Source organism: Bradyrhizobium sp. USDA 4011 (assembly GCF_054063415.1).
Genome location: NZ_JBSSGG010000001.1, coordinates 8356736 through 8376876, shown reverse-complemented (window position 1 = coordinate 8376876; position 20141 = coordinate 8356736). Strand labels below are relative to the sequence as shown.

Here is a 20141-nt window from a genome sequence, read left to right as displayed (position 1 = left end):
GACCACAAAAATCGGTTCGGACGGACTTGGCGGAAAGGCGGATTTTTCATAATGCGGGTGCTAAAAGGCGGCCACGGTCCCGTAGCTCAACTGGATAGAGTAGCGGATTTCTACTCCGCGGGTTGCAGGTTCGAATCCTGCCGGGATCACCAGCACCAAAATCGGGTATTGATTTCACAACGCTTTTCGTCCGAATTGGCTAACCAAGTCGGTAGGTTAGCCACTCGTTGTTCGCATTTTGGCCCCAGCGCTCTCGGCCAATCGGATGCGGTTCGCCTCGTCCACATACCGCTGAGCCTCCCCGATCGTCTTCCAACCGTGCCACGCCATCAATTCGAACGCGCTTGCACCGTTCAAAGCGTGACGAACGGCAGAGGCTTTGCGGAGCCCATGCGCCGCACAATGGTTCAGCTTGGCCCGATCACACCATTCCCGAAACTTGTTGCCGAACCCGGCAGCGGTGAACGGCTTGCCCCGCTCGGTGACCAAATAGGCAAGATCGGTCTTTGAATGCAGTTCGATCTCAGCGACCAAATCGGGCAACATCGGAATATCAAACTGTACATTGGTCTTCTGCCGACGCATCGACAGCTTGCCGCCCCGCACGTGCTGCCGCCCCATGCGAACCACATCGGCGCGAGCGTGGCCGGTTTGCAACAACAGTTCAAGCGCCAATCGTGCCTTGGTACCCGGCGCGTGACACTCTCGATATTGCGCGATCTCTTCCTCTGTCCAAGTGTGGTGCCCCTTGGTCTTCATCTTCGAGAGTTTGAGGGCAACCAACGGATCATTCTTCATCAAGCCATGGCTCATGCAATGCTCAATGAAACCGCGCATCGCCTTCTTAAAGTTGCGTTGAGCGGCGGGCCGCTTCTTGTTGATAATGTTCTGTAGCGCAGTCGCGGGCATCTGCGCGACGCTCTTCTCGCCATGCTCTGAGCGAAACACTTCAAGCACGGCGCGGCGGGTTTGTTGCGTGCTCTTCGCCAACCCATCAGCGAACGCGCTCGACTGATAGTAGCTGACGAGCGCGGCGCTAACGGAGCCCACCTTTGTACGCTTGGCGCCAATTTCGATCGCAGCGCCCTCCTTCAAGGCGCGTTCGTACACTTCCATGAACTGCGGCGACCACGGCAGGCCGGGAAGCGCAACCGACTTCTGCCCTGCCCGGCGAAAGTAGAACCGCGCGTGACCATGGCGGTCGATGTAACCATGCGTATAGCGCGGCAACTTGTTGGGCCTCATTGCACCGTATCCCATTCGTTGGACTGCCCACCCGTACGGCTCACCGGCTCGCCAAACGTCAACGTCACGCTACCGTCCGCATTCAAGGTCGCGCTGCTGACCGCAAGTCCAGCCTCGTTTGCCTGACGCATCGCGCGCGCGAGCGTCACGGACCGCTTGCGGACACGCTTTTTCTTGGGCGGGAAAGTCTTGATGTCCCATCGCTCCCGGTATTCGCCGTCGGTAAGACCGCGCTTCCCGAAATCGCAGAACGCTTCCCAGGCGTCGTTGCTGCTGCCCATGATCTCCTGCCTCTCACCACCGTCTGCGTGGCTCGACGGATATCGTCGAGATGTTGGCGGCCTTGCCGACCTTGACCCCGTCATGAAGAACCTGACGCAGGCAGGGAGATCGACTTGTCGTTATTGGGCTGGCCGCATCGCCCTCATTTGTTGATCGTTCTCGATCATCCCAGCGTCAGTAACCTTTCGTCGAGCGCACGACGCCAATCGTCGGCGCCGCCGTGCCCTCAATCTGCGCGATCTCGCTCTGAAGCGATGCGATGGCCGCGCGCATCTCGTCCCCGGTAACGTATGAAGTCGAGCGACCGTCGTACTCGACCGTACGCACGCCGGAGCGGTATGCGCGCTTCAGCGCGTCGAGTTGCGTCTGCAATGCAGCGAGATCGGCCATAATCACGCGCCAGCGTTGGTGACGAGGCCGCGATGCTCAATCACGCCACAGCCGAAATCCAATCGGACCTTGGTCTCGACGCCATCAACATCGAAGCCGACACGCGTCTCAATCTGCGGGCCGGGAGCACCGGCCAAGTAAGCGTATTCGAGGCACGGCAACAGCGCTGGATCAGCGGCCAGATACCAGCGCGTCGCGCTCGTCAACCGAGGCTCAACAATCGGCGTCAACTTGGTGAACGGGTTCACGTCGGTGAACGTGATCGGGTTCGTGGTTACGGCCAGTTGATCGGCGGTTGTCTCCAACGCGCTCGGAACGAGCAGGAAAGCAGGTACAGCCGAGATGATGCCGCCACCAGGGCCGGTCTGCGAGCGCATCAAGAGCCGCGCCTCCGACAGCGAGGTCACGTTCGGCGCCGCCGCGCTCGCAATGTTGCCGTGCGCCGCATTGAACAACGCGATGCTGTCGCTCATCGTCGGACCGAGGCCCGAATTGGATTGCAGCAAGTCAACTAGCTTCTGGTTTTCGAATTCCGCCGCCGCAAGCCCAAGGCGGCGTGTGATGTCGCCCACACCGCCGAGATCATCATTGATCAGCGCTTGCCGCGAGATCGCGAAAATCTTGCCGAACGTCGCAATGCGGTAGCTTTCTGCCGTGTCAACAAACGAGCCACGCTCGAATTCACCGGCCTCGTTGACCTCGGCAAGCGTGAAGCCGGAATGATCAAGCTGGATGCGCGACTTGGCGCGGAAGTCCGGCGCAGTCGTTTCCCGCGCAATGCGGCGGATACCGCTCGGCGCGACCTGATACGCGTCGCGCAGCGATTTGTTCATGAGGTTCGCCAGCAAGGCCGGATAGTCCGAGGTCGTCTGCAACGCGCGAGTGACCAGGGACGGCGCGGCCATGCCAAGCGTCGAGATGCCTGCGCGATGCAGACATTCGCGTGCAACGTCGGCGCAGGACATGCCGACATACTGGCGGGCCTGCGGCGACGGCGTCGAATTCGGAGCGATCCGGAGATAGAGCGCTTCAGCAGCAGCGCGCTGGAACACGTCCGGGTTATCGATGGTAGTCGAATTATGCATGTTGTTGCTCCCGCTGCGAACGGTGACAGCCCGGTCCAGCACGTCGTTGAGGAAAGCCCGGCGCGCGTCGACGATGCTCGCGCCAAGCTCGATGATGGAGTTGACGCGATCGACAGGGACGCCGACGCGCCGACCGAGTTCACGGATGGCGCGATCATCGTTGGCCGCGCGGGTGCGCGCGGTCGGATCGGCAGGCACCGCCACGAAGCTCGCCTCGCGGACCGACCAGCGGACGGCCGTCATGGTGCGCTGGCCGCTGGCATCCTTGCCAGCACGCCACTCGTCGACCTGATAGCCAACGGAGAGATTGCGGATGATGCCGTTGCGGATATCGGTCACGACCGGCGCGATCTCGGGACGCGACGAGAAGCGCAGGCGGGCGACCACTTCGCTGCCATCGATCCACACATCGTCGATCGTGCCGAGCACGTTGTCGATGCCGCCCTGTTGATGGCTATCGAGCACCGACGCGCCACGGGTGACGCCGAGGTCCAAGCCTGCGGGATCGAGGACTTCCATGAAATCGCCACGCACGTCACGACGCCGAACCGGCGTGGTCGACGCAATGACGGCTTCGATGGTCATGGCCTCGGCGTCAAAGGTGCGCGGGCGCGGGATCGCGTCGCGACGGGTAAGATCAACTGCGCTTTCGCGCAGCAAGAGTGCTGAGTTACGCATTCTGCGTCTCCGTTTCGGATTGGTTGGTGATATTGGTGGCGCTCGCGGACAGATCGTCCGCCGCGAACGGATCGGCTTCGATTTCGGCATCCACGTCGGCGGGATCGCGCCCGCCTTCGCTGATGATCTCCTGGCGCGAGCGCAGCTTGGCAGCGACTGCGAGCGTGTCCGCCTTGGCCTTCTTCAACTCGTCGATGGCAGGCCAGCCAGGGAACAGGAACGCCGCGCTATAGCGCTCCGGGTTGGTTTCGTAGTCGGGCGCGCGCATCCGGCCGGACAGCACTTCGAGCAGCACCAACCGATCCCAAATCGGGTTCAGCAACTGCGCCACGATGTGATTTTGCTGGATCGCCCTCACCCGGCGCTGGAACGTCGCCAAGCCGAGCTTGCCAGCGGAAAAATTGATCGCGCCGAAATCGCCCGTCGCCATAAACGGCGGTACGCCTGCGCCCGCGCAGATTTGGCGCGAGATGTAGGACATGACTTCCGTGACGGTCGACATCTCAGAAACCGGCGGGAAGGAAACATCCGCGCCGGGGGGCAGCGTGATCGTGCTGCCCGCGTCTAGATACAAGCTGGCCGGATCGGTCTGACCGTCAAGGGTCAACTCCCCGTTGGGATCGCGGATGATCATCGTGACCAAGCAAGACACGCGCGCCTTCATGATCGCCGCGTCGACCGCGCTATCGAGTTGCATTGCGAGCGGCGCCGTGGCCGTCATGGGCGAGATACCGCGCGGCACGCCCGGAAAGTGCGGCTCGAACACGTGGCAGATATCGAGCGCCGAGATGCGTACGGCGGGCTCGATGCTAGCCCAGGGCGCGTCCGGCGGCGTCTTGAAGACCCAATACGCGACGCGGCGCCCTTCCCCGTCGAACTCGACACCGGCAACGATCATAGGCAAATCGCCGGTCATGCCGAGCGACGGGATTGTCTTCGAGCTATCGACTTGATCGGCGGTCAACAAGCGCAGCTTCAGCCGCATCGTGACCGGATCGGTGACGAGTTGGGTAAAGCTTTCGCCATCGACATAGAAGCCGCGAGCGACGCGGGACAGATAGCCGCCGAGCGCCATGCCGCCCTCAACGGTGCAATCCTGAACGAAGCTGTTCCAGGCGCGGTGCAATTGCGCGGCGATCTCGGGATCGGGATGCGCGGCGCGCACGGTCGGACCGTCGGCAATGATGGCCGTGACCGCATGCTGCACGATCGAAGCAACCAAAGCGTTATTTTCCGTTTGGTGCGCGACCTTGCGCGACGCCAATCGACCAGCGGCAAGCTGCTGGCTGATCGGCGAATGCAATGCGTATTGCGTCGGCCAGCGGCCGGAGCCGCCGGTGATGTCGTAACCGCTGAACGCGCGGGTGAAAGCGCGGAAAGCGTTGCGTGTGCGGCGGAGGACGTTCATTACGACGCCGCCGCACGGATCATGGGCGTGCGCTGGTGCAGGCGCACAAAGAAATAGGTCGACACGTGTTCGACAGGAATACCGCATACGTCCGCGATCTCGGCGAGCGTCACTTCGTCATCGCCGTCGACGCGAACGCGCAAACGCTTGATCTGGCGGCGCAGCTTCGACATAGCGGCCCCGGTCTTGACGTGCTCGCACACGGTCTTGCTGGTGAGCAAGCCCGACAGGGTGTCTTGGAAAATATCGCCGACCAAGCTGATCGGCTTGCCGAGGGCGTCGGCAAGCTCAGCGATCGTGAGTTGTTCGCCTTGGATATTCATTACGGTTCCTTGATTTTGAGAGCGTTGCGCACATGATCGATAACGGCGGCCAGATCGATCGTGATCATGACGCCGCCAGCCTTGCTCAACATGTTGCGGAAATCGTCCGGTTCGAAGAAGTAGCTGTCCAAACGGCGCTTCTCGTCGCGGCCCTTGGAGTTCAGGTGATAGCCGAAAATCGATGAGACCTTTTCGCCGCTCAGGAGCGCGACGATCTGCACACGCACCGACGAATGATCGACAGTATCGATCGCGTCCTTGGTGCTGATGCCCCGGTCGGTGAGCATCTTGACCGCGCGCGCAATGCAGACATCGGTCAACGAAAAGTATTTCGAATGCTTCGTGCCCGTGACGGTCTCTTTGAAGAGTTTGCCGCGCAGTCGCCACGACGCCAGCGTCGGAAAAGGGCAGCCCGCAGCCTTGGCAACGGTCTCCATATCGAACTGCTTTGCTTCATAATCTGCCATTACGCAATTGCGTAACACGACAACAAATGTTACGCAAGTGCGTAATACAGATTTGTGCAGCAACCCTCCCTCGGCGGATCAGGCCGAGAGAGGATTAGAACAGGAGATAAATCAGTGAGATCCCCATCGTATAGTTCACACGTGGAATTGTCCACGAGCGGGCCGACCCAAATCGGTCCTTGGCCCATCTGCGCCAATGGTCTGGTTGGCGGGCACCGCACCGTTGGCTCACACAAAGTTGGTTCTTCGCGGATCGTTGCGGTGCAGGGTGCCGAGCGCAGGCCAGTGAGCCGAGAACAAGTTGAGATCGCCAAGGACTTCTTTGATCCTTGCCGCCGCTCGCGCTGGGCGCGCAATTTGAGCTCCCCGGTCTCGTCCGACCTGAAGCATTGGATCGAGAACTGGGCTGGCCGCTACATCAGCACCGGCGCCGTCATCGTGGCCGCGTTTGAGCTTGGCTTTGCCTGCGTTCCGACGTTTGAGGGCTCGCGCAACGTCTGGATCGGCGTTTACTTTGACGACGTTGCCGCGAGGATGGCCGAGCGCGGCTGGCATGTCGCGCGCGACCACGTGACAGCGACGCGGATCAAGCCGCCCGCGACGGAATACGACGACAAGGGCTTCTTCGCGAATTGGGCCCGGGAACGCGGCATCGACCTGAGCCGCAATGTCGAGCCCAAGGCGTCCGCGCCTTCGCCGGCGCCCGAGCCGCCGCCGACCTTCTGGGAAGACCTCGCCGAGGCCCTTGGCCTCTCGGAAACCGGCGAGGTGTAAGCCATGGACAGGCCCATGAACAACAATTGGCATTCTCGCCGCAACGGCGCTCAGGCGAAAGCGGAACTGATCAGCATGATCAAGCGGGCGATGCGCCTGCACCACACCGACGAGGAAATCCGGGATCGCATCACCGCCGCTGGGATCGCCCAGGGTGGCTATATGCCGGTCATCAACGCCTTGATCGCCGCCGCACGAAACGAAACCCGCATCCCCGATCCGTCCGATCCGATCGCCCTCGCGGCGTCGGAGCCGATCAGGTTCATGGATATGACGCCTTGGGACGACGAACCGCCGCCGCCCCGTATCTGGGCCGTGCGCGACCGCGTTCCTGGGCGTCAGGTCACGCTGCTCTCGGGCGAAGGCGGCATCGGCAAGTCGCTCCTCTTGAAGCAGTTGTTGTGCTCCGCCGTGCTCGGTCGCGACTGGATCGGCAGCCTGCCTGAGCCAGGGCCGGTGATCTACATGGGCGCTGAGGACGACGCGGACGAATTGCATCGCCGCTTTGATGCCATTGCCCGCCACTACGACGAGCCGTTCTCCGAACTGGTCGTCAACGGACTGTATGCCGCTTCATACGCGGGCGAAGATATGACGTTGGCGCGGTTCGACCGGCACGGCAACATCGAGCCGACGCTGCGCTACGACCGACTGCTCGAACAAGCTTGCGACATCCATCCGGTCATCGTCGCACTCGATACGCTGTCCGACATCTTCGGCGGGAACGAGAACGACCGGGTGCAGGTGTCCTTGTTCGTTGGCTTGCTCCGCAAACTGGCGATGGCGTCGGACTGCGCGGTCATCGTCAACTCGCACCCCTCGCTTGCGGGCACAAACAGCGGCTCCGGCCTCAGCGGATCGACGGCGTGGCACGGCAAGGTCCGTGGCCGCATGTACCTGCGCGCTGCGACTGAGAACGAGGGCGGCGGCACGGCCGATCCTGATCTCCGTGTTCTTGAATTCAAAAAGAACCAGTATGGCCCGCTCGGCGATAGCGTGCCGTTGCGTTACCGGAACGGCGTTTTCGTGCCGGAGCCGCGCGGCGGCTCGCTCGACCCACAGCTTGCCGGGCAGCGCGCCGAACAGGTGTTTCTGACCTTGCTCGACCGCTTTACCAAGGAGGGCCGCAACGTCTCGGACAAGAAGGGCACGACCTACGCTCCGGCCTCCTTTTCCAAGGAGCCGGAAGCCAGGGCCCACAAGCTGTCCAATGATATGCTCACCGACGCTATGCTGCGCCTGTTCCGCTGCTTGAAAATCCGCGTGGTGACCGAGGGGCCGCCGTCGCGCCAGCGGACGCGGATCGTTGCGACGTAGCCGCCGACTGCGCCGAATGGCGCAGTTTAAGGCTGCTGTCACGATTTACCAACCTATTCCACCAGCTTTCCACCATGCTTCCACCGGCTTCCACCAACCCTTCCATCCCTCCCCCCTATAACCCCCCGGCTGGTGGAAGCGCACCAGCGGTGCTGGAAGCACCGTGCGCTATCCACCATCGGGCTCGGGGCGTCGGGACTGTCAAAGAGAGAGAGGCCACAGCACGGTGGAGGGGCAGCGGCGTCGCTGAGTTCATCAACGCCAACGTGGCCGGATCGGGAGACCAGACGTTGCGGAGACCATCGCCGACCGGTCTCAAAAGCTACTTCGCTGGCTTCGCGCCGCGCTTGCTGGATGCGCCCGGCGCTCTACATCTGACTGAACTGCCCCGAACCGCAAAGGCCGTCCTGCGTCGGTCCTGGCCGATCTGGCGGCACTCGACCGGGGACGCGCCTGGCCTCAACCCTGACCGTTCGGCGCCCCACGAAATGGTCGCTGGGCAAGTGAGACGGCGGGAGCGGGGTCGCCTTACATAAGCCAGCGATCTCGATTTCTACTTAGCTGCCCCTGCCGATGCGAGGGAGACACGTGACTTTCATTATTTCAGCGGCCACAGGGAATGCGGCATTTCAGGTCGCAGACACGAGAGTAACTGATGCAAAATCCGGTAAGCTCATAGACGACCAAACCATCAAAATGGCTATAGTCCATTGCGTGGACGCCAAGTTGCTCATGTCGTTCACTGGTCTCGCATCAATTCGCGGCGTCAAGACTGATGCGTGGATCGTCGAGAAGCTCCACGGGTTCAAGGCTTGGGAAAAAGTCTTTCAAGAAATTACGAACTGTATTCGCGACGAGTTAAATAAGGCGCTGGATCAAGACGCGAACCTCACAAAGTACGGCTTAGAGATTGCAATCATCGGTCTCGGACACTCGCCTAACTCAGTTAGGCAACCTGCCATCGCCTGCATCACAAATATTGGCGCTCCTAATCCGGTGAGAAAAAATCAGTTCATGAGGTTCAGCACACCGCACGGGAAATTTGATCGGTACATTTTGACGCCAGCCGAAGACAGCGAACCTCCCGGTATTCAAGCATTCTGGGGTGTCTATGGTTGTGTCGGCCCCTCCAACCTTGCGATTACAGGCGGCCTGAAGCAACTAAAACGACGGCTACAGTCGTTGCAAGGTCAGGCTGATCCTCGCCCGTTGCTCGATTTTCTAGTCTCGCTCGTCAGATTACATCGGCAAGTCCCGCGTTATGAAGGCGTGATCGGCGAGCATTGCGTTGCCGCCGCTATCCGCACCGATTTCTCAACGGTAGTCGTGTCCTATGGCCAAAATGGCAAAAAGCTATTGGTGCCGAACATAATTCGATCTCCCCTCTAAGAGCCTTGCGTGAAGGGAATGGCCCAAACATAGGGGCTGTAGCCTCTGAGCAACGCGGTTCGCGCCTTTACAAAGCAGCGATCGAACCCCGTAGTTTCACGGGTTAGAAATTGGGGTTTATCAACCGAACCCACAGAACCGCGTGACTGTCACGGTCAGAATGTTGCTTTTGGTGCGCGACGGTGTTCGGATTAGCTCGCTCGACCGAAGCCGCTCGTGACGAGCACCCCAAATCGCAAGAGGGCAACGCCTGCGGAGCGTCGGACGGCAATCGCTGTTCGGTGAGGGATGCGGCACGCCCGTGTTTAAGGTGATGAAATGATCACAATTGAAGAGCAAATCAGGCAACTCCGCAGCAATTTGGCGGACCTGCAATCGGGAAGGTTTCACCACACCGATGCTGCTCGAAAGCTCGACGGAGCGATGCAGGCCGATCAGATCGAGAAGATTAGTTTCGTGCTGTCGGCGTATGACGAATTCATGCGGCAGAAAAAGCCGCAATGAGCAATAAATCCGACTATAGCAACATCGTGGACCTAGCTGCGGTGCGTCAGGCACGACAACGCGTAGCCGCACCTGACGGGCTGCGGGAACTCGATGATCACGAGATGGAATTGATCGGCATACTGCTCGACAGATTGTCAGCCTTGAAAGCTGAGAAGGAATTGATAGAGCAATACTGCGATTTGATTGAAGCGGGCGGTGATCAATTCGACGACGCACATATGGAGATCGAGCGGTTGTGCGATTTGATCTCCGCTCGGCAGACGAGCGCCGACAGCAATATCAACCCCTAGCAGGACGCTCCGTGTCGACATCTCGCGACCGCGATAAGTGCGCCGCAACTCCCGCCCCTTCGGGCGCGGCGGCGGAACGACTGTATTTAGGTACTGTGCTTCAACGCACAACGCGGTTCGCGCCTGCGCCCCCGGCATGACTAGTTCTGACTTTTTTCCTAGGAGTATATATTAGCGCCGCCCAATTGCTCTGTTTTCTGGCCAGAAACTGCGTTAATTCCAGGGACATGGCCAGCGAAACCAAGATACTGTTCGTCGACACGAATGCGTTTATCCAGGTTCGTGATCTAAAGGATATCCCCTGGGGCGATCTATTTCCTAGAGCGGACGCCGTCGATCTAATGATTGCCGACGCCGTAGTTCGTGAATTGGATGAACATAAGACAAGCACCAACGAGCGGCGCCGCACCCGTGCGCGCTTGGCGTTGCAGCTTATAGATAAGGCATCACTAGAACCCGATTTCGCACTTGTTTTGAAAGACAGTCCGGTTCGGGTGCGCCTCGTGATCTCGAACAATGCGCGCGTCGACTGGTCGGCATACCCAAATTTTGATCCCTCCAACTCTGATCACCAACTCGTTGCCGAGACCTTGTCTTTTGGCAACGGGGCTGCCGTGTTTTCACACGACACGGGGCCGTTAATTCGAGCGCGCGTTGCGGGGGTCGAAGCATACAAGCCTGCCGAAGATTGGCTCTTGCCTGCGGAGCAGACAGACGATCAACGACGAATTAAACAGCTAGAGCGCCAGGCAAAGGAGACAAGACCAAACATAGTCATTGCGCTTGAGGGCGTAAACGAGACAACCTCAGAAATCCAAGTGATCCGACCTGTGCTCCGGCCACTCGATTCTGAAATTGCGAACCAGCTTGCAACAGCGTACTTGGCCGAGCATCCGCGAGCCGAACTACGGTATCCGCCTAGAGACCCCTTCTGGTCGTCCGTTTCCAACGCTTTAGAAATATCAAGCGTCCGCATCGATCGTTACTATAACGAGTACGCAACTTTCGAGAGGGCGATCCGAGCCTATTACACTGAACTTCACGATCATGTTCGGCGCATGGGTGCTGCCGCCGCGATTTCCTATCGAGTGATAAATGATAGCGGCGTCGCGGCTGACGGACTTCGCATCGAATTTGATCTCGAGGGCGAGGGCTTGCTGCTGGCCGACAGAAATGACGTGGCCGAGTATGTTGGACTGCAAAGGCCGGAACCACCAGAGCGACCACGCGCGCGCTTTGATTTGTTAGGCAGTATCCCGGTGCAGGTTTCGCCCCCTTCCCGTGATCCGATAGCGTTCTACTGGGTCGCACGTCCCGAGGCTCGAAACCACAAGCAAGCTGCACTTCAGTGTGCCGATTTTCGGCCCCGGCGGACTTACTCCGACAGCATCCTCGTGGCGACTGGCCCGGATTTGCCGAAACGACTAGCCATGCGACTTCATGTTGATGCAACGAACCTTCGTGACCCCGTAGATGTCTCGGCCACACTCGTCATCACCGAGAAGGCGGCAGAATGGTCAGATCAAGTCGTCCAGGCAATCCTTCCCGAGGAGGTTAGGAACTCGATGATGCGCTTTTTCAGCTGATTTTTTTGCAGCCGCTAAAGCAGAAAATCGTTCGAGTATAGCCTGTAAGTCACCCGGCTCCTTTTTAAGGTGCGGGTAAACCTTGGCAGCTTCTAGATCGAATTGTTTCCAATTCGGCATATCGAGCAGCCTCAACGAGCGGAGCGCCGGGCCAAAACAGCTACGGGTTCGATCGCGGCGGTGAAGTTCACGGGACGTTATCCCTTTTTCCGAAACGTTACCGTCCGCTGCAATCGATTTGGTTCGGCTTGATATCCTGGCACGGTCCACGCAAGGCTGTGACTGTGATTGGTCTTGTTCGGGTCTTCGTTGGCCCACCAAGCATCATATTCATAGGCTGATTTCGGGAGCGAGCGACCGATTAGCATCTCGATGTCGGCGAAGGTCATCTTGATCGAGGCAGAGGTGTTTGCGATCAGCTTATCTCTCAAAGGATCATATATCGACATCGCGTCCCTCCCCCCAATCCAACGATCTGAGTTTATATCGCGGTCAGGTTCGACTTGGGACCAAGATGGCGCTCTTGCGCCGGTTATCCATTGGACCGAAAACCTAAGCTCGGCAAATGTCGCCATAAGGCCGGTTAGCCGCCCTATCACGTTGAATTTGCTGCCAGTATTCGTTCTGCCGGGATCGCCAATGTTTTCAACGCGATGGACGTTCCGTTCTCTAAAATATCGTGTCTCAGCGCATATTGAAGAAACCCCTTTAGTTTCAAGCTTTCCCGTTTGGTCCCGCTGAGTGGACAGTACACGGATCGTACACGGCGCTTCAGCATTTGTTCTCGTTCGCCGCAAAAACAAAGAGCTCGCCGGCTGTGAACCGGCGAGCTGAGAGAAGATGCCCTAAGGGCGTCGTATCAGGCGCAGTCGTTGCCACCGACCAGAGCGATCACGGGAGCCGACTTCTTCTCCTCCTCGTCGACGGTGAGGAAGTCCGTCACAAGCTGAGTCGCCAAGCGCAATACCAGCAACGCGTCCTCCGTTTTCTCCGGAAGCTGGCTTGCCAACATTACGGCTTGGCGGCGATGCCAGGATTCCTCCTTTGCCATCAGACCATCCCCTGTAGCGCTTCCAGCGCTCTCGCTGCGGACTGGCGGAGCCGGTAGTGCCAACCGTCGCTGCCGATCGTGTCGGTGACGGGCCACTCCTCGCCCTTGTCCTCGCACTCGTTGGCGTAGCGAAGCACAGCGGCGACGCCGGCCAGCGTCGCGGGGATCGTTGTGGCTAGATCCCATGCGGCATCCATCGCCGCGACACAGCATGCTTCGTTGTGGTCTTCGGCGTCGTAACGCTCGTCCGTGCGCGGATCGGTGTCATCGACCGCGTAGATTGATGACAAATGATCGGCCGACGCCTGACGATGTTTGGCAATGGCCGCCAAGGCTGGATCAGGCAGATCATTGCCCGCGGCTGATCCGCGAAGCGTAGAGGCGGCCGCTGCGCCCGCAATCATGCTCAGGCTGAACCTCCGGGTTACCGGTTTCATCCCAAACCTCCCCGGCGCCAGTGAACGCGCGATCGGCGCGATTATTGGCGCATGCCCTGGCGCCGCAAACAATTCCTTCGGTACTGGACCGGCCCCGTCGATCGCGACTACGGCGGACAGTGGAGGGTGAATAACACGGGCTAGGTTCGGTTACGGGTTACGGCTCTCTATAGAGAGAGCCGAACCGTAACGTAACGCCGTGCGCGCGCCGCGATGTGTCTCATTGCCTTAGCCAGGCGGAAGGTAGCCGCCCGGCTTCAGGTCCTTCACCATCGCAAGATTCTTGTCGATCGCCGCCAGCAGCTTGTCGAACGCATTTCCGGGAACACTGACCGGGCTGGTCGGCTTGCCTCCTGAAACTGCTCCCAGTTCGTCGGCTGACAGTTCACGAATGCTCGTCATCTTCATCTGCTTTCCCTCCTGTTGCCGGCGGCTCCATTGCGACCGGTGCGGGATGGATACGAACTCCGAGCGAGGGTCGCCGTGACGCACGTCACACTCGACAGCCTACAAGTGATACAGCAGCGGAGGTGCAGCCGACTTGGAAGGCGCCAAGAGCCGCTTCCGGGAGGCGTGGGAACGGTTCTATGCTGGCCTTGACCCGGAAGAGCATAGAGCTCTGGCACCACACCCAGGACGCGGCTAAAGGGCGGTTCGGACGATCAAAGGAAGACTGATGAAGCACGTCGGCGACCGCCCCTACTCCGACTCCGAGAAAGCCGCCGCAGGATCATGCTTCTTTAGGACGCGATCACGGCAATGATTTCGCCGCAAGCCGCACCAACGGCAGCACCGAATGCGCCAAGTAGAACCGCAATGACTCTGATCTGCCGGGCGGACTGTTTATACATTCCGGAAGTTCGAACGAGGACGTAAGCGACGCCGAGCGCAGCGCCGGCCGTCGCGCCAGTTAGAATCCACATTCCTCCTCCCTTGCGAGGCTTTACCCCTAGTGCTGGGCCACTTTCATCGGAGATTGAGCCCGGTGAAAAAACACCAGCGCCCCATACCCGGCGCTGGTGCTGTAGTTCCGCAAGCGTTGTAGCGTCGCCGCTGCGTGCTCAGAGTTTCTTCAAACTGGCCTGCGCAGGACAATGCGCCATTGGTCTATGCGGAACTCGCAAACCGGCCCGGAATACCTATCTCCCAGGCATGTCGATAACCCGAAAGCCGCTGGAGATCCCGCTGGAGGCTGCCCGCCAGTTCGCGGCCAAGATGCAGCTGTTCCACGCGGAGAAGAGCCCGCTCAAGCGCGACGAGATCGCTGCGGATACACGGCACGTGCTCCTCGAGAACATGCCACGCGGCACCAAGCTGCGGCTGGCCGATGTTCTCCAACTGTTCAAGCTGATGCGATGAACGAACGGCGCTGATCCGCTGCGATGACGTCGGTCGGTTTGCCAAAACCACCGGTTGAGCACGCTCTAATTGTCATGATAACCTGCCGCCATTTCAGGTACGGGCGGCCATTTCCATGAATTTTTTTGAGCGGGCGCGCCTCGGTGCGCTAGCCAGCGCTTCTTCCGAAGATCTTTTGCCAACTCAGATATCCACGTCGGCTGCAAATCACACGGCGATGTGGATCGTCATTGCGTCAATCGTCGCGATCGATGCGATCTGGAGCTTCTACTCTGATATTACCATCTCGATCGGTTGGGCTGTTCCTTCAGTGACGCTCGTACTCGTCGCCGCAAGCTCTGCCTTGACCGCATGGAGGCCGAACAAGCGGCTGGCTTCATTCTTGCTGACCTTCGCTCAGTACGTCGCCTTCGCCAATGCGGCCGGTGTCCTGAGCTATCTGGCGGCGGCTTGCGGATTTCCGTTGGTCGATGACGCTCTCGCTTCTGTCGATCAAAAGATCGGCTTCGACTGGCTAGCCGTTTTCAACTGGACAAGCTTGGAGCATCCCCTCGTCGGCAAGATCCTCAATATCGTCTATTGGTCTCTCGCACCGCAGCTGGCGATTCTGGCAGCCAATCTGAGCGCCAGCGGCAGGCTTTATCAGATGCGCCTGCTGTCCTGGCTCGTCGCAGTTTCGCTCCTCATCATCATGCCGTTGTCGCTGATATTGCCTGCCGAGGGCGCATGGGCCCATTACGGGGTGTCGCATCTGACGAGTGGCTTCTACCTGCCGGATTTCCGCGCCATCCGTTCGGGGGCAATGCAGGTCATCGACCTGTCGCGGATAACCGGAATTATTCAGTTTCCCTCATTCCACGCTGCAATGGGACTGATCCTAATCTTATCGAGCTGGCGAACCCCCCTGTTCCCGCTTTACCTGCCGCTCAACATCGCAATGATTTTCTCCGCGATCACCGCCGGCGGTCACTACCTCATTGATATCGTTTTCGGGCTGGCTACCGCTGTTGCCACGGTCTTTATTCTGCGGAAAGTGAAACATGGGTGACGATGTTGCTGGCGAGAGACGCAGCGCCTGAAATCATGCATTCCTGGCCGGCGTCGCCGCTTGCAGCGAACTTCGCGCTTCCTCCACCTGTTTAGCCTGTGCCGCGTCACACCATTCGGCGATATCGCGCACCAACTTGTCGGCGCATTGCACGAGGTCCGCGGCGGCTGTTACGGCTTCGCCGATCTGCCGGATTTCCTCGATCGTCGTGGCTTCCTGTCCCTTCGATCCACTTCGCTCGCGTTCAAGTAGGAAGGCCTCGGCAACGCATCGGGGGTGCGCCAGGCTTAGCGACTTGAGAATGTATAGGCGCTCTCCGAGCAGCCGCCACATCTCCAGGAATTGATCACGATCGATCGTCACTTCGATCCCCCGTACCAGCCCGGCTTGGTCCCGGTCGTGTACCTCTTGGCTTTCTGCGCCGCAGAATTGAGATGGCGCATTGTGTCGCGCTCGGTGGTAACCTTAAAGTCACCGTGATCGGTTCGGAGGTCGACCGTGCCAAAATGCTGACCGGCGCCGCCGGCAGATGAAGACGCGACCGTCGCACCACTGATCGACGGCAATCCAACATTGCCCATGATTCCGACGGGTCCGCCAACGGCAAAATGGAGGATGTCCCTTCCGCTGTTGATCGCGTGCAGGAGCCCGATGTGCTTCTCCGCGGATGCGGCGTTGACCACGAATTCTTTGTTCGAAAGCATCGCGGGGATGCTGTCTGAGACCGTCGAGCCTGGTCCCGTGATCAGGCCGCCAGTGGCCGCGTATGTGGGCTCCTGTCCCGCCTCTGCTCCAGCGCCACGGATGCTATTCGCGGCTTCGGCGACGGCCGACGCCAACCCCTTGAGGCTGTCGTCAACCTGACCGGCCGATTGATCGAGGTCGTCGCCTGTGTCGCCGCTCGGCGCCTGACGGGCATCGGCGCTCTGCACCGGCTGCGCATCGGTGCCCGTCGTGGTTTGCGCCTTTCCCTTGTTCAACTCCTCCACCACGCCCTGGATGAAGCCGGCAAAGGCCGTGCTCAGACCATTAAGCTGGCTCGCATCTGGCAGTGCTCCCTGCTTCTGCTGGTCAGCTTCTGGCGGACGCGGCTGGGGCAGTGGCACATGCGGCTGTTGGGGTTGTTGTTGCGTACGCCCGTGGAATTGACCGTCATCACCGTAGGTACCGCCGAAGTCTTCGGGGAGACCGCCATACGGCACAGCATTTCGCAGTCGCCGCAGATCACGCTCTGTTAGTCCGTCTTCTCGCGGGTCATAGGGCTTATCGCTAAAGAGCGGCTTCCGGATGTGCGGAGCTATCTCTTCATGCGGCCAAGGCTGCTTCAGTCTCGGCGCCGGTGACTCGTGAATTGAACGCTGACCGCGCTCCTTGGCGCCACTCTCGACCGAGTGTAGGCCAGCGTTCGGGTCTGCGTGGTCACTCGCGACGGTTCGGTGACTGCCGGTTCGACTGACACCATCCCAGAAGCCGGCGCCCTGGTTCTCGCTCTCAGTCCTGTTTCCAGACAATGGCGTCGACTTGCCGAGTTTGTCGACGTTCTGCTGTGCCTGATGGTCTGCCTGATGGTCTGTCTTCTGCAGCAGCGCCGACAGTATTTTATCGAGCAACGTGACGCTGACGTCGCCGCTTTTCGCAATCTTCTCCTGCTCATCGAGCTGCGCCTGGGCGTATCGAAGACCTGCCGCTTCCGTGATTTCACTCGATGCCCGAAAGATTTCTACTCCGCGGGTTGCAGGTTCGAATCCTGCCGGGATCGCCACGCCACTCCCCTTCGATGAAGCCATTTTCCGGAAGCCGCGAAGCCGGCCGGAAACAAAGCCGGGGTATCGTCCCGTCATTGCACCAAAAGGGGATTCGGTCATGTGGGATTTCATCAACGAATTGTACCGGGATTTCTGCCTGGCTCGCCTGCAGGAGATGCGGAAGCTGGAGCAACATATCTGAACAGGCGCGGAGCATGGACAACGATCAGCCCTTGGTCGGCGCCATCCTGACGGCAATGGTGATTGCCGCGGTGGTCTGGGTGACAATCGGAGCTCCGCCGGGGCACAAGAAGGTCAGCAGCCAACACCAGACCGTCGCGAGACGCTAGCGCCCGTATGAATACGGGGTCCTCGAACCTTGGCGCCGGTCTTGCAGACAAAACATCACTGGGATTGCGGGCCCAGGTTGAAACAGACCGCCGCCGGGACAATTCATTTCGAGCCCGGCGGCGTAGTTTCGTTGGCGCCCCCGATTCTAAGGTTCTCTTAACCACCAACGAAGGCCGCGCGCGAGAGCGTGGACCGATCGCGCGTCCATTCGCGTTGTACAGCGCCATGCGTACGACGGGTCATTGGGTCATCGTTGCGCTGTGGGGTGCGGCAGTTCTCGCCACGCCCATCGCAACCGCTGAGGCACAACAGGTGCAGGCCGGAACGCTCGCCTGTCGCGGCGGCCCCGACACCGGTTTCGTCCTCGGCGCGGTCACCAATCTCGATTGCGTGCTGCATGCCGATAGCGCACCGGACAGTCGTTACGTCGCAGCCATTCCCAACCTCGGCATTTTCATCGGCGACGAGGAGGTCGCGCTGATCTGGAAGGTGATGGCGCCAGTGCCGTGGCTCGGGCTCGACCAACTCGCCGGCAGTTACATCCGCGCAAGCGGCGCGGGCGACAATGTCCTCACCGGTGGCACGGATACTCCAATCACGCTGCATCCGTTGAACGAGGATGCTTTCTCGACTCCCCCGGTCAAGATCGAGAGCCTGGAAATGCGGCCGATGGATCGCTGATCCTGATCGAAGCCACGTACCGGCTGCCGAAATGCACAACGCCGATGCTCCTGGTGCGCAAGTCGGTGCGGCATTCCGTGGCAAGAGGCACGCGAGCACAATCTAGCGGCAGATTGCCGAGAATTGCGGCTTGATCCTCATCCAACAAGCCGCCTGAATTCACGTACGTTCCGTTCATGTGAGAGGGTTCACAGGCGTATCGCAATTCGAGTGCTAAGCTTCGAGAATTCTTACAACCATTCGCTGACGAATTTCATGGCGAAGCTCTTGACGGTCACCGTAACGGTGTTTGCTGTTCTGGCAATGCCGCGGGGCCAGCCTAACGCGTTTGTTCCGCTACCCACGCAGCCGATGCCTAGCGCTCTCATTCCGTGACATCATGGAAAGCGCCGGACGAGCATTCTGGCTGATGCTGCTGTGTAGCTGCCTGGGCGCTTGTCTCGTCTGGGCTCTCAACGAGATCGAGCAATCGCGAGACCGGCACCGTCAACGAGCCGATCTTGTACGCAATGCAATGAAGTTTGTCGTGCCGCGGACCAAAGGTCGGAGATAGTGCACGCCGTTCGGCGGCATCGAGAACAGCAACTTGTGACGGCACCGGGCGAAGATAGAGATCGCTCATCGCTCGGCGCAGCGCACGAAATGCACAACGCCGCCCGCTTGAAATATAGGCGGACGGCGCTGCTCCTAGCCCCAGGAAGGTGATGCAAAATCCTGACAGCTCCAACTCTGCACGTTCTGTGCCAGCGATCATGGCCCATATGGGCTATTTGACTGGAGAGAAACAAAGGTAGGTTAAGCGCCGAGGCGCTGGTGACGGTGCCTCACGACCAAAGTGTCAACTTGGCCTCAGCGTGGCCCACGCGTTGAGGCCTTTCTTTTTTCGTGCTCATGGTCTGCTTTGAAAGCGCGTCGTGTTCTTTATCATTCAGCGCACGAAACGATTCCGTAGCTCTCCGTGCGTGAACAAAGTTCCGACGGCGTTTGAGATGCCGATCGTATTCTGTTCGCCACGTTGCAGGTTCCGATTCTCGCAGCGATCTTGGGCGGCCTGCTTCGCGATTTCTTAATCTGGATTTGCTTCGTCAAAGCGGTTCCAGCGCGCTCATTGTTCGTCGATATTTTGGGATCGATATGGAAGACCCCGTCCAGATCCGTTGCACACGCTGCAAGAACGTCTTTCGTGATCGCGCCAAGCGGCTGCAGCACGGTTACCCGCGTCAGTGCCCGAGCTGCGAGATCGTCCTCTTCTTCGACGAGGACTCGCACGATTCAAATATCAAGCGAGCGATGCGGACCGCGCGGCGCGCACGGAAGGAACTACGTGAAAGCGAAGGTGAGCACGAGCAGGGCCGCGGGCGTTCCCCGGCAATACAGCGGGCGCTCGGCATCGAACTCTCGGGGAACCGAAGACGACGGCGCCGATTGAGTTTGGCGCCGGGGGCTACCGCACTATCCGCCTCGGCCGACATTTTCCGAGGCGCGGTCGAGCCACTGGCGTGTCGACTCGTCGCTCCAGCCAGGAACCGCGAAGCGCGCCGCCGGCGTTGCAGACGCGGGCGAACGAACGGTTGCGGGTTGGCGTGGATGGGGGTGACGCCGTGTCGCGGCGCTCGCCGATACGCACAGGATGACCAGTAGGCCAAGTGCCAAGACACAACGCATCGCATTTGCTCCTGACGACCATCGCGACCGCGCCGAGAGAACGATCACCTCGCCCGTTTGCTC

General features: G+C 59.8%; 24 protein-coding genes and 1 tRNA gene. 11 read left to right on the top strand and 14 right to left on the bottom strand.

The features are described from left to right. Positions 1-75 precede the first annotated feature (75 nt). Positions 76-152: transfer RNA gene (locus tag ACVW1C_RS39875), tRNA-Arg, on the top strand. A gap of 64 nt (positions 153-216) precedes the next feature. Here the strand turns inward: ACVW1C_RS39875 and ACVW1C_RS39870 are convergent. The 7 genes from ACVW1C_RS39870 to ACVW1C_RS39840 all read right to left on the bottom strand — a co-directional run bounded on the left by ACVW1C_RS39870 (position 217) and on the right by ACVW1C_RS39840 (position 5878). Further along, the gene (locus tag ACVW1C_RS39870; RefSeq protein ID WP_456762892.1) at positions 217-1245 is read right to left on the bottom strand and encodes a tyrosine-type recombinase/integrase; all 1029 of its coding nucleotides are present in this window, start codon (positions 1243-1245) and stop codon (positions 217-219) included. Next, entirely contained in the window at positions 1242-1526 is a 285-nt protein-coding gene (locus ACVW1C_RS39865) for a hypothetical protein (RefSeq protein ID WP_456762891.1), read from the bottom strand. The genes ACVW1C_RS39870 and ACVW1C_RS39865 overlap by 4 nt, the downstream gene beginning before the upstream one ends. A gap of 175 nt (positions 1527-1701) precedes the next feature. Next, entirely contained in the window at positions 1702-1917 is a 216-nt protein-coding gene (locus tag ACVW1C_RS39860) for a phage head-tail joining protein (RefSeq protein WP_456762890.1), read from the bottom strand. Positions 1918-1919: 2 nt separating this feature from the next. Then, positions 1920-3662, bottom strand: coding sequence for a phage major capsid protein (locus tag ACVW1C_RS39855; protein ID WP_456762889.1), 1743 nt, complete (start codon positions 3660-3662; stop codon positions 1920-1922). Positions 3663-3672: 10 nt separating this feature from the next. Next, positions 3673-5088 (bottom strand): phage portal protein, encoded by a 1416-nt coding sequence (locus ACVW1C_RS39850; protein ID WP_456762888.1) that lies wholly within the window; start codon positions 5086-5088, stop codon positions 3673-3675. Next, a complete protein-coding gene (locus ACVW1C_RS39845; RefSeq protein WP_456762887.1) occupies positions 5088-5411 on the bottom strand; it encodes a hypothetical protein in 324 nt (107 codons plus the stop codon). Before ACVW1C_RS39845 ends, ACVW1C_RS39850 begins: the two co-directional genes overlap by 1 nt. Beyond that, positions 5411-5878, bottom strand: a complete 468-nt coding sequence (locus ACVW1C_RS39840) for a MerR family transcriptional regulator (protein ID WP_456762886.1) — start codon at positions 5876-5878, stop codon at positions 5411-5413. The genes ACVW1C_RS39845 and ACVW1C_RS39840 overlap by 1 nt, the downstream gene beginning before the upstream one ends. 285 nt (positions 5879-6163) lie before the next feature. Between ACVW1C_RS39840 and ACVW1C_RS39835 the strand changes: the two genes are divergently transcribed. The 6 genes from ACVW1C_RS39835 (at position 6164) to ACVW1C_RS39810 (ending at position 11741) form a co-directional block, all read left to right on the top strand. Beyond that, positions 6164-6652 (top strand): hypothetical protein, encoded by a 489-nt coding sequence (locus ACVW1C_RS39835; RefSeq protein WP_456762885.1) that lies wholly within the window; start codon positions 6164-6166, stop codon positions 6650-6652. A gap of 15 nt (positions 6653-6667) precedes the next feature. After that, positions 6668-7969 (top strand): AAA family ATPase, encoded by a 1302-nt coding sequence (locus tag ACVW1C_RS39830; RefSeq protein WP_456762884.1) that lies wholly within the window; start codon positions 6668-6670, stop codon positions 7967-7969. A gap of 588 nt (positions 7970-8557) precedes the next feature. Then, positions 8558-9358, top strand: a complete 801-nt coding sequence (locus ACVW1C_RS39825) for a hypothetical protein (RefSeq protein ID WP_456762883.1) — start codon at positions 8558-8560, stop codon at positions 9356-9358. A 318-nt stretch (positions 9359-9676) separates the two neighbouring features. After that, entirely contained in the window at positions 9677-9862 is a 186-nt protein-coding gene (locus ACVW1C_RS39820; RefSeq protein WP_456762882.1) for a hypothetical protein, read from the top strand. Continuing rightward, positions 9859-10155: a hypothetical protein gene (locus tag ACVW1C_RS39815; protein WP_456762881.1), complete on the top strand. Its 297-nt coding sequence runs from the start codon at positions 9859-9861 to the stop codon at positions 10153-10155. Before ACVW1C_RS39820 ends, ACVW1C_RS39815 begins: the two co-directional genes overlap by 4 nt. 227 nt (positions 10156-10382) lie before the next feature. Continuing rightward, positions 10383-11741 (top strand): PIN domain-containing protein, encoded by a 1359-nt coding sequence (locus ACVW1C_RS39810; protein WP_456762880.1) that lies wholly within the window; start codon positions 10383-10385, stop codon positions 11739-11741. Between the two features lie 197 nt (positions 11742-11938). Here ACVW1C_RS39810 and ACVW1C_RS39805 read toward each other — a convergent pair whose 3' ends face one another. The 4 genes from ACVW1C_RS39805 to ACVW1C_RS39790 form a co-directional block, all read right to left on the bottom strand. Continuing rightward, entirely contained in the window at positions 11939-12190 is a 252-nt protein-coding gene (locus tag ACVW1C_RS39805) for a DUF7662 domain-containing protein (RefSeq protein WP_456762879.1), read from the bottom strand. Between the two features lie 410 nt (positions 12191-12600). Further along, positions 12601-12792, bottom strand: a complete 192-nt coding sequence (locus ACVW1C_RS39800; RefSeq protein ID WP_456762878.1) for a hypothetical protein — start codon at positions 12790-12792, stop codon at positions 12601-12603. Continuing rightward, positions 12792-13229, bottom strand: a complete 438-nt coding sequence (locus ACVW1C_RS39795; protein WP_456762877.1) for a hypothetical protein — start codon at positions 13227-13229, stop codon at positions 12792-12794. The genes ACVW1C_RS39800 and ACVW1C_RS39795 overlap by 1 nt, the downstream gene beginning before the upstream one ends. A 228-nt stretch (positions 13230-13457) precedes the next feature. Beyond that, positions 13458-13637: a hypothetical protein gene (locus ACVW1C_RS39790; protein ID WP_092117602.1), complete on the bottom strand. Its 180-nt coding sequence runs from the start codon at positions 13635-13637 to the stop codon at positions 13458-13460. 744 nt (positions 13638-14381) lie between these two features. Here ACVW1C_RS39790 and ACVW1C_RS39785 point away from each other — a divergent pair. Both ACVW1C_RS39785 and ACVW1C_RS39780 read left to right on the top strand, forming a co-directional pair. After that, on the top strand, positions 14382-14588 hold the full coding sequence (locus ACVW1C_RS39785) for a hypothetical protein (protein ID WP_456762876.1): 207 nt from the start codon (positions 14382-14384) through the stop codon (positions 14586-14588). A gap of 115 nt (positions 14589-14703) precedes the next feature. Then, complete coding sequence (locus ACVW1C_RS39780) at positions 14704-15636, top strand: phosphatase PAP2 family protein (RefSeq protein WP_456762875.1); 933 nt, start codon at positions 14704-14706, stop codon at positions 15634-15636. 33 nt (positions 15637-15669) lie between these two features. On the opposite strand, the gene ACVW1C_RS39775 is transcribed toward ACVW1C_RS39780, so the two are convergent. Continuing rightward, the gene (locus tag ACVW1C_RS39775; RefSeq protein ID WP_456762874.1) at positions 15670-15999 is read right to left on the bottom strand and encodes a hypothetical protein; all 330 of its coding nucleotides are present in this window, start codon (positions 15997-15999) and stop codon (positions 15670-15672) included. Next, complete coding sequence (locus tag ACVW1C_RS39770) at positions 15996-17501, bottom strand: hypothetical protein (protein WP_456762873.1); 1506 nt, start codon at positions 17499-17501, stop codon at positions 15996-15998. Before ACVW1C_RS39770 ends, ACVW1C_RS39775 begins: the two co-directional genes overlap by 4 nt. Before the next feature lie 95 nt (positions 17502-17596). Between ACVW1C_RS39770 and ACVW1C_RS39765 the strand changes: the two genes are divergently transcribed. Then, complete coding sequence (locus tag ACVW1C_RS39765; protein ID WP_456762872.1) at positions 17597-17731, top strand: hypothetical protein; 135 nt, start codon at positions 17597-17599, stop codon at positions 17729-17731. 7 nt (positions 17732-17738) lie between these two features. After that, on the top strand, positions 17739-18413 hold the full coding sequence (locus ACVW1C_RS39760; protein WP_456762871.1) for a DUF992 domain-containing protein: 675 nt from the start codon (positions 17739-17741) through the stop codon (positions 18411-18413). Between the two features lie 364 nt (positions 18414-18777). Here the strand turns inward: ACVW1C_RS39760 and ACVW1C_RS39755 are convergent, their stop codons facing one another. Then, positions 18778-19167, bottom strand: coding sequence for a hypothetical protein (locus ACVW1C_RS39755; protein WP_456762870.1), 390 nt, complete (start codon positions 19165-19167; stop codon positions 18778-18780). Between the last annotated feature and the right edge of the window lie 974 nt (positions 19168-20141).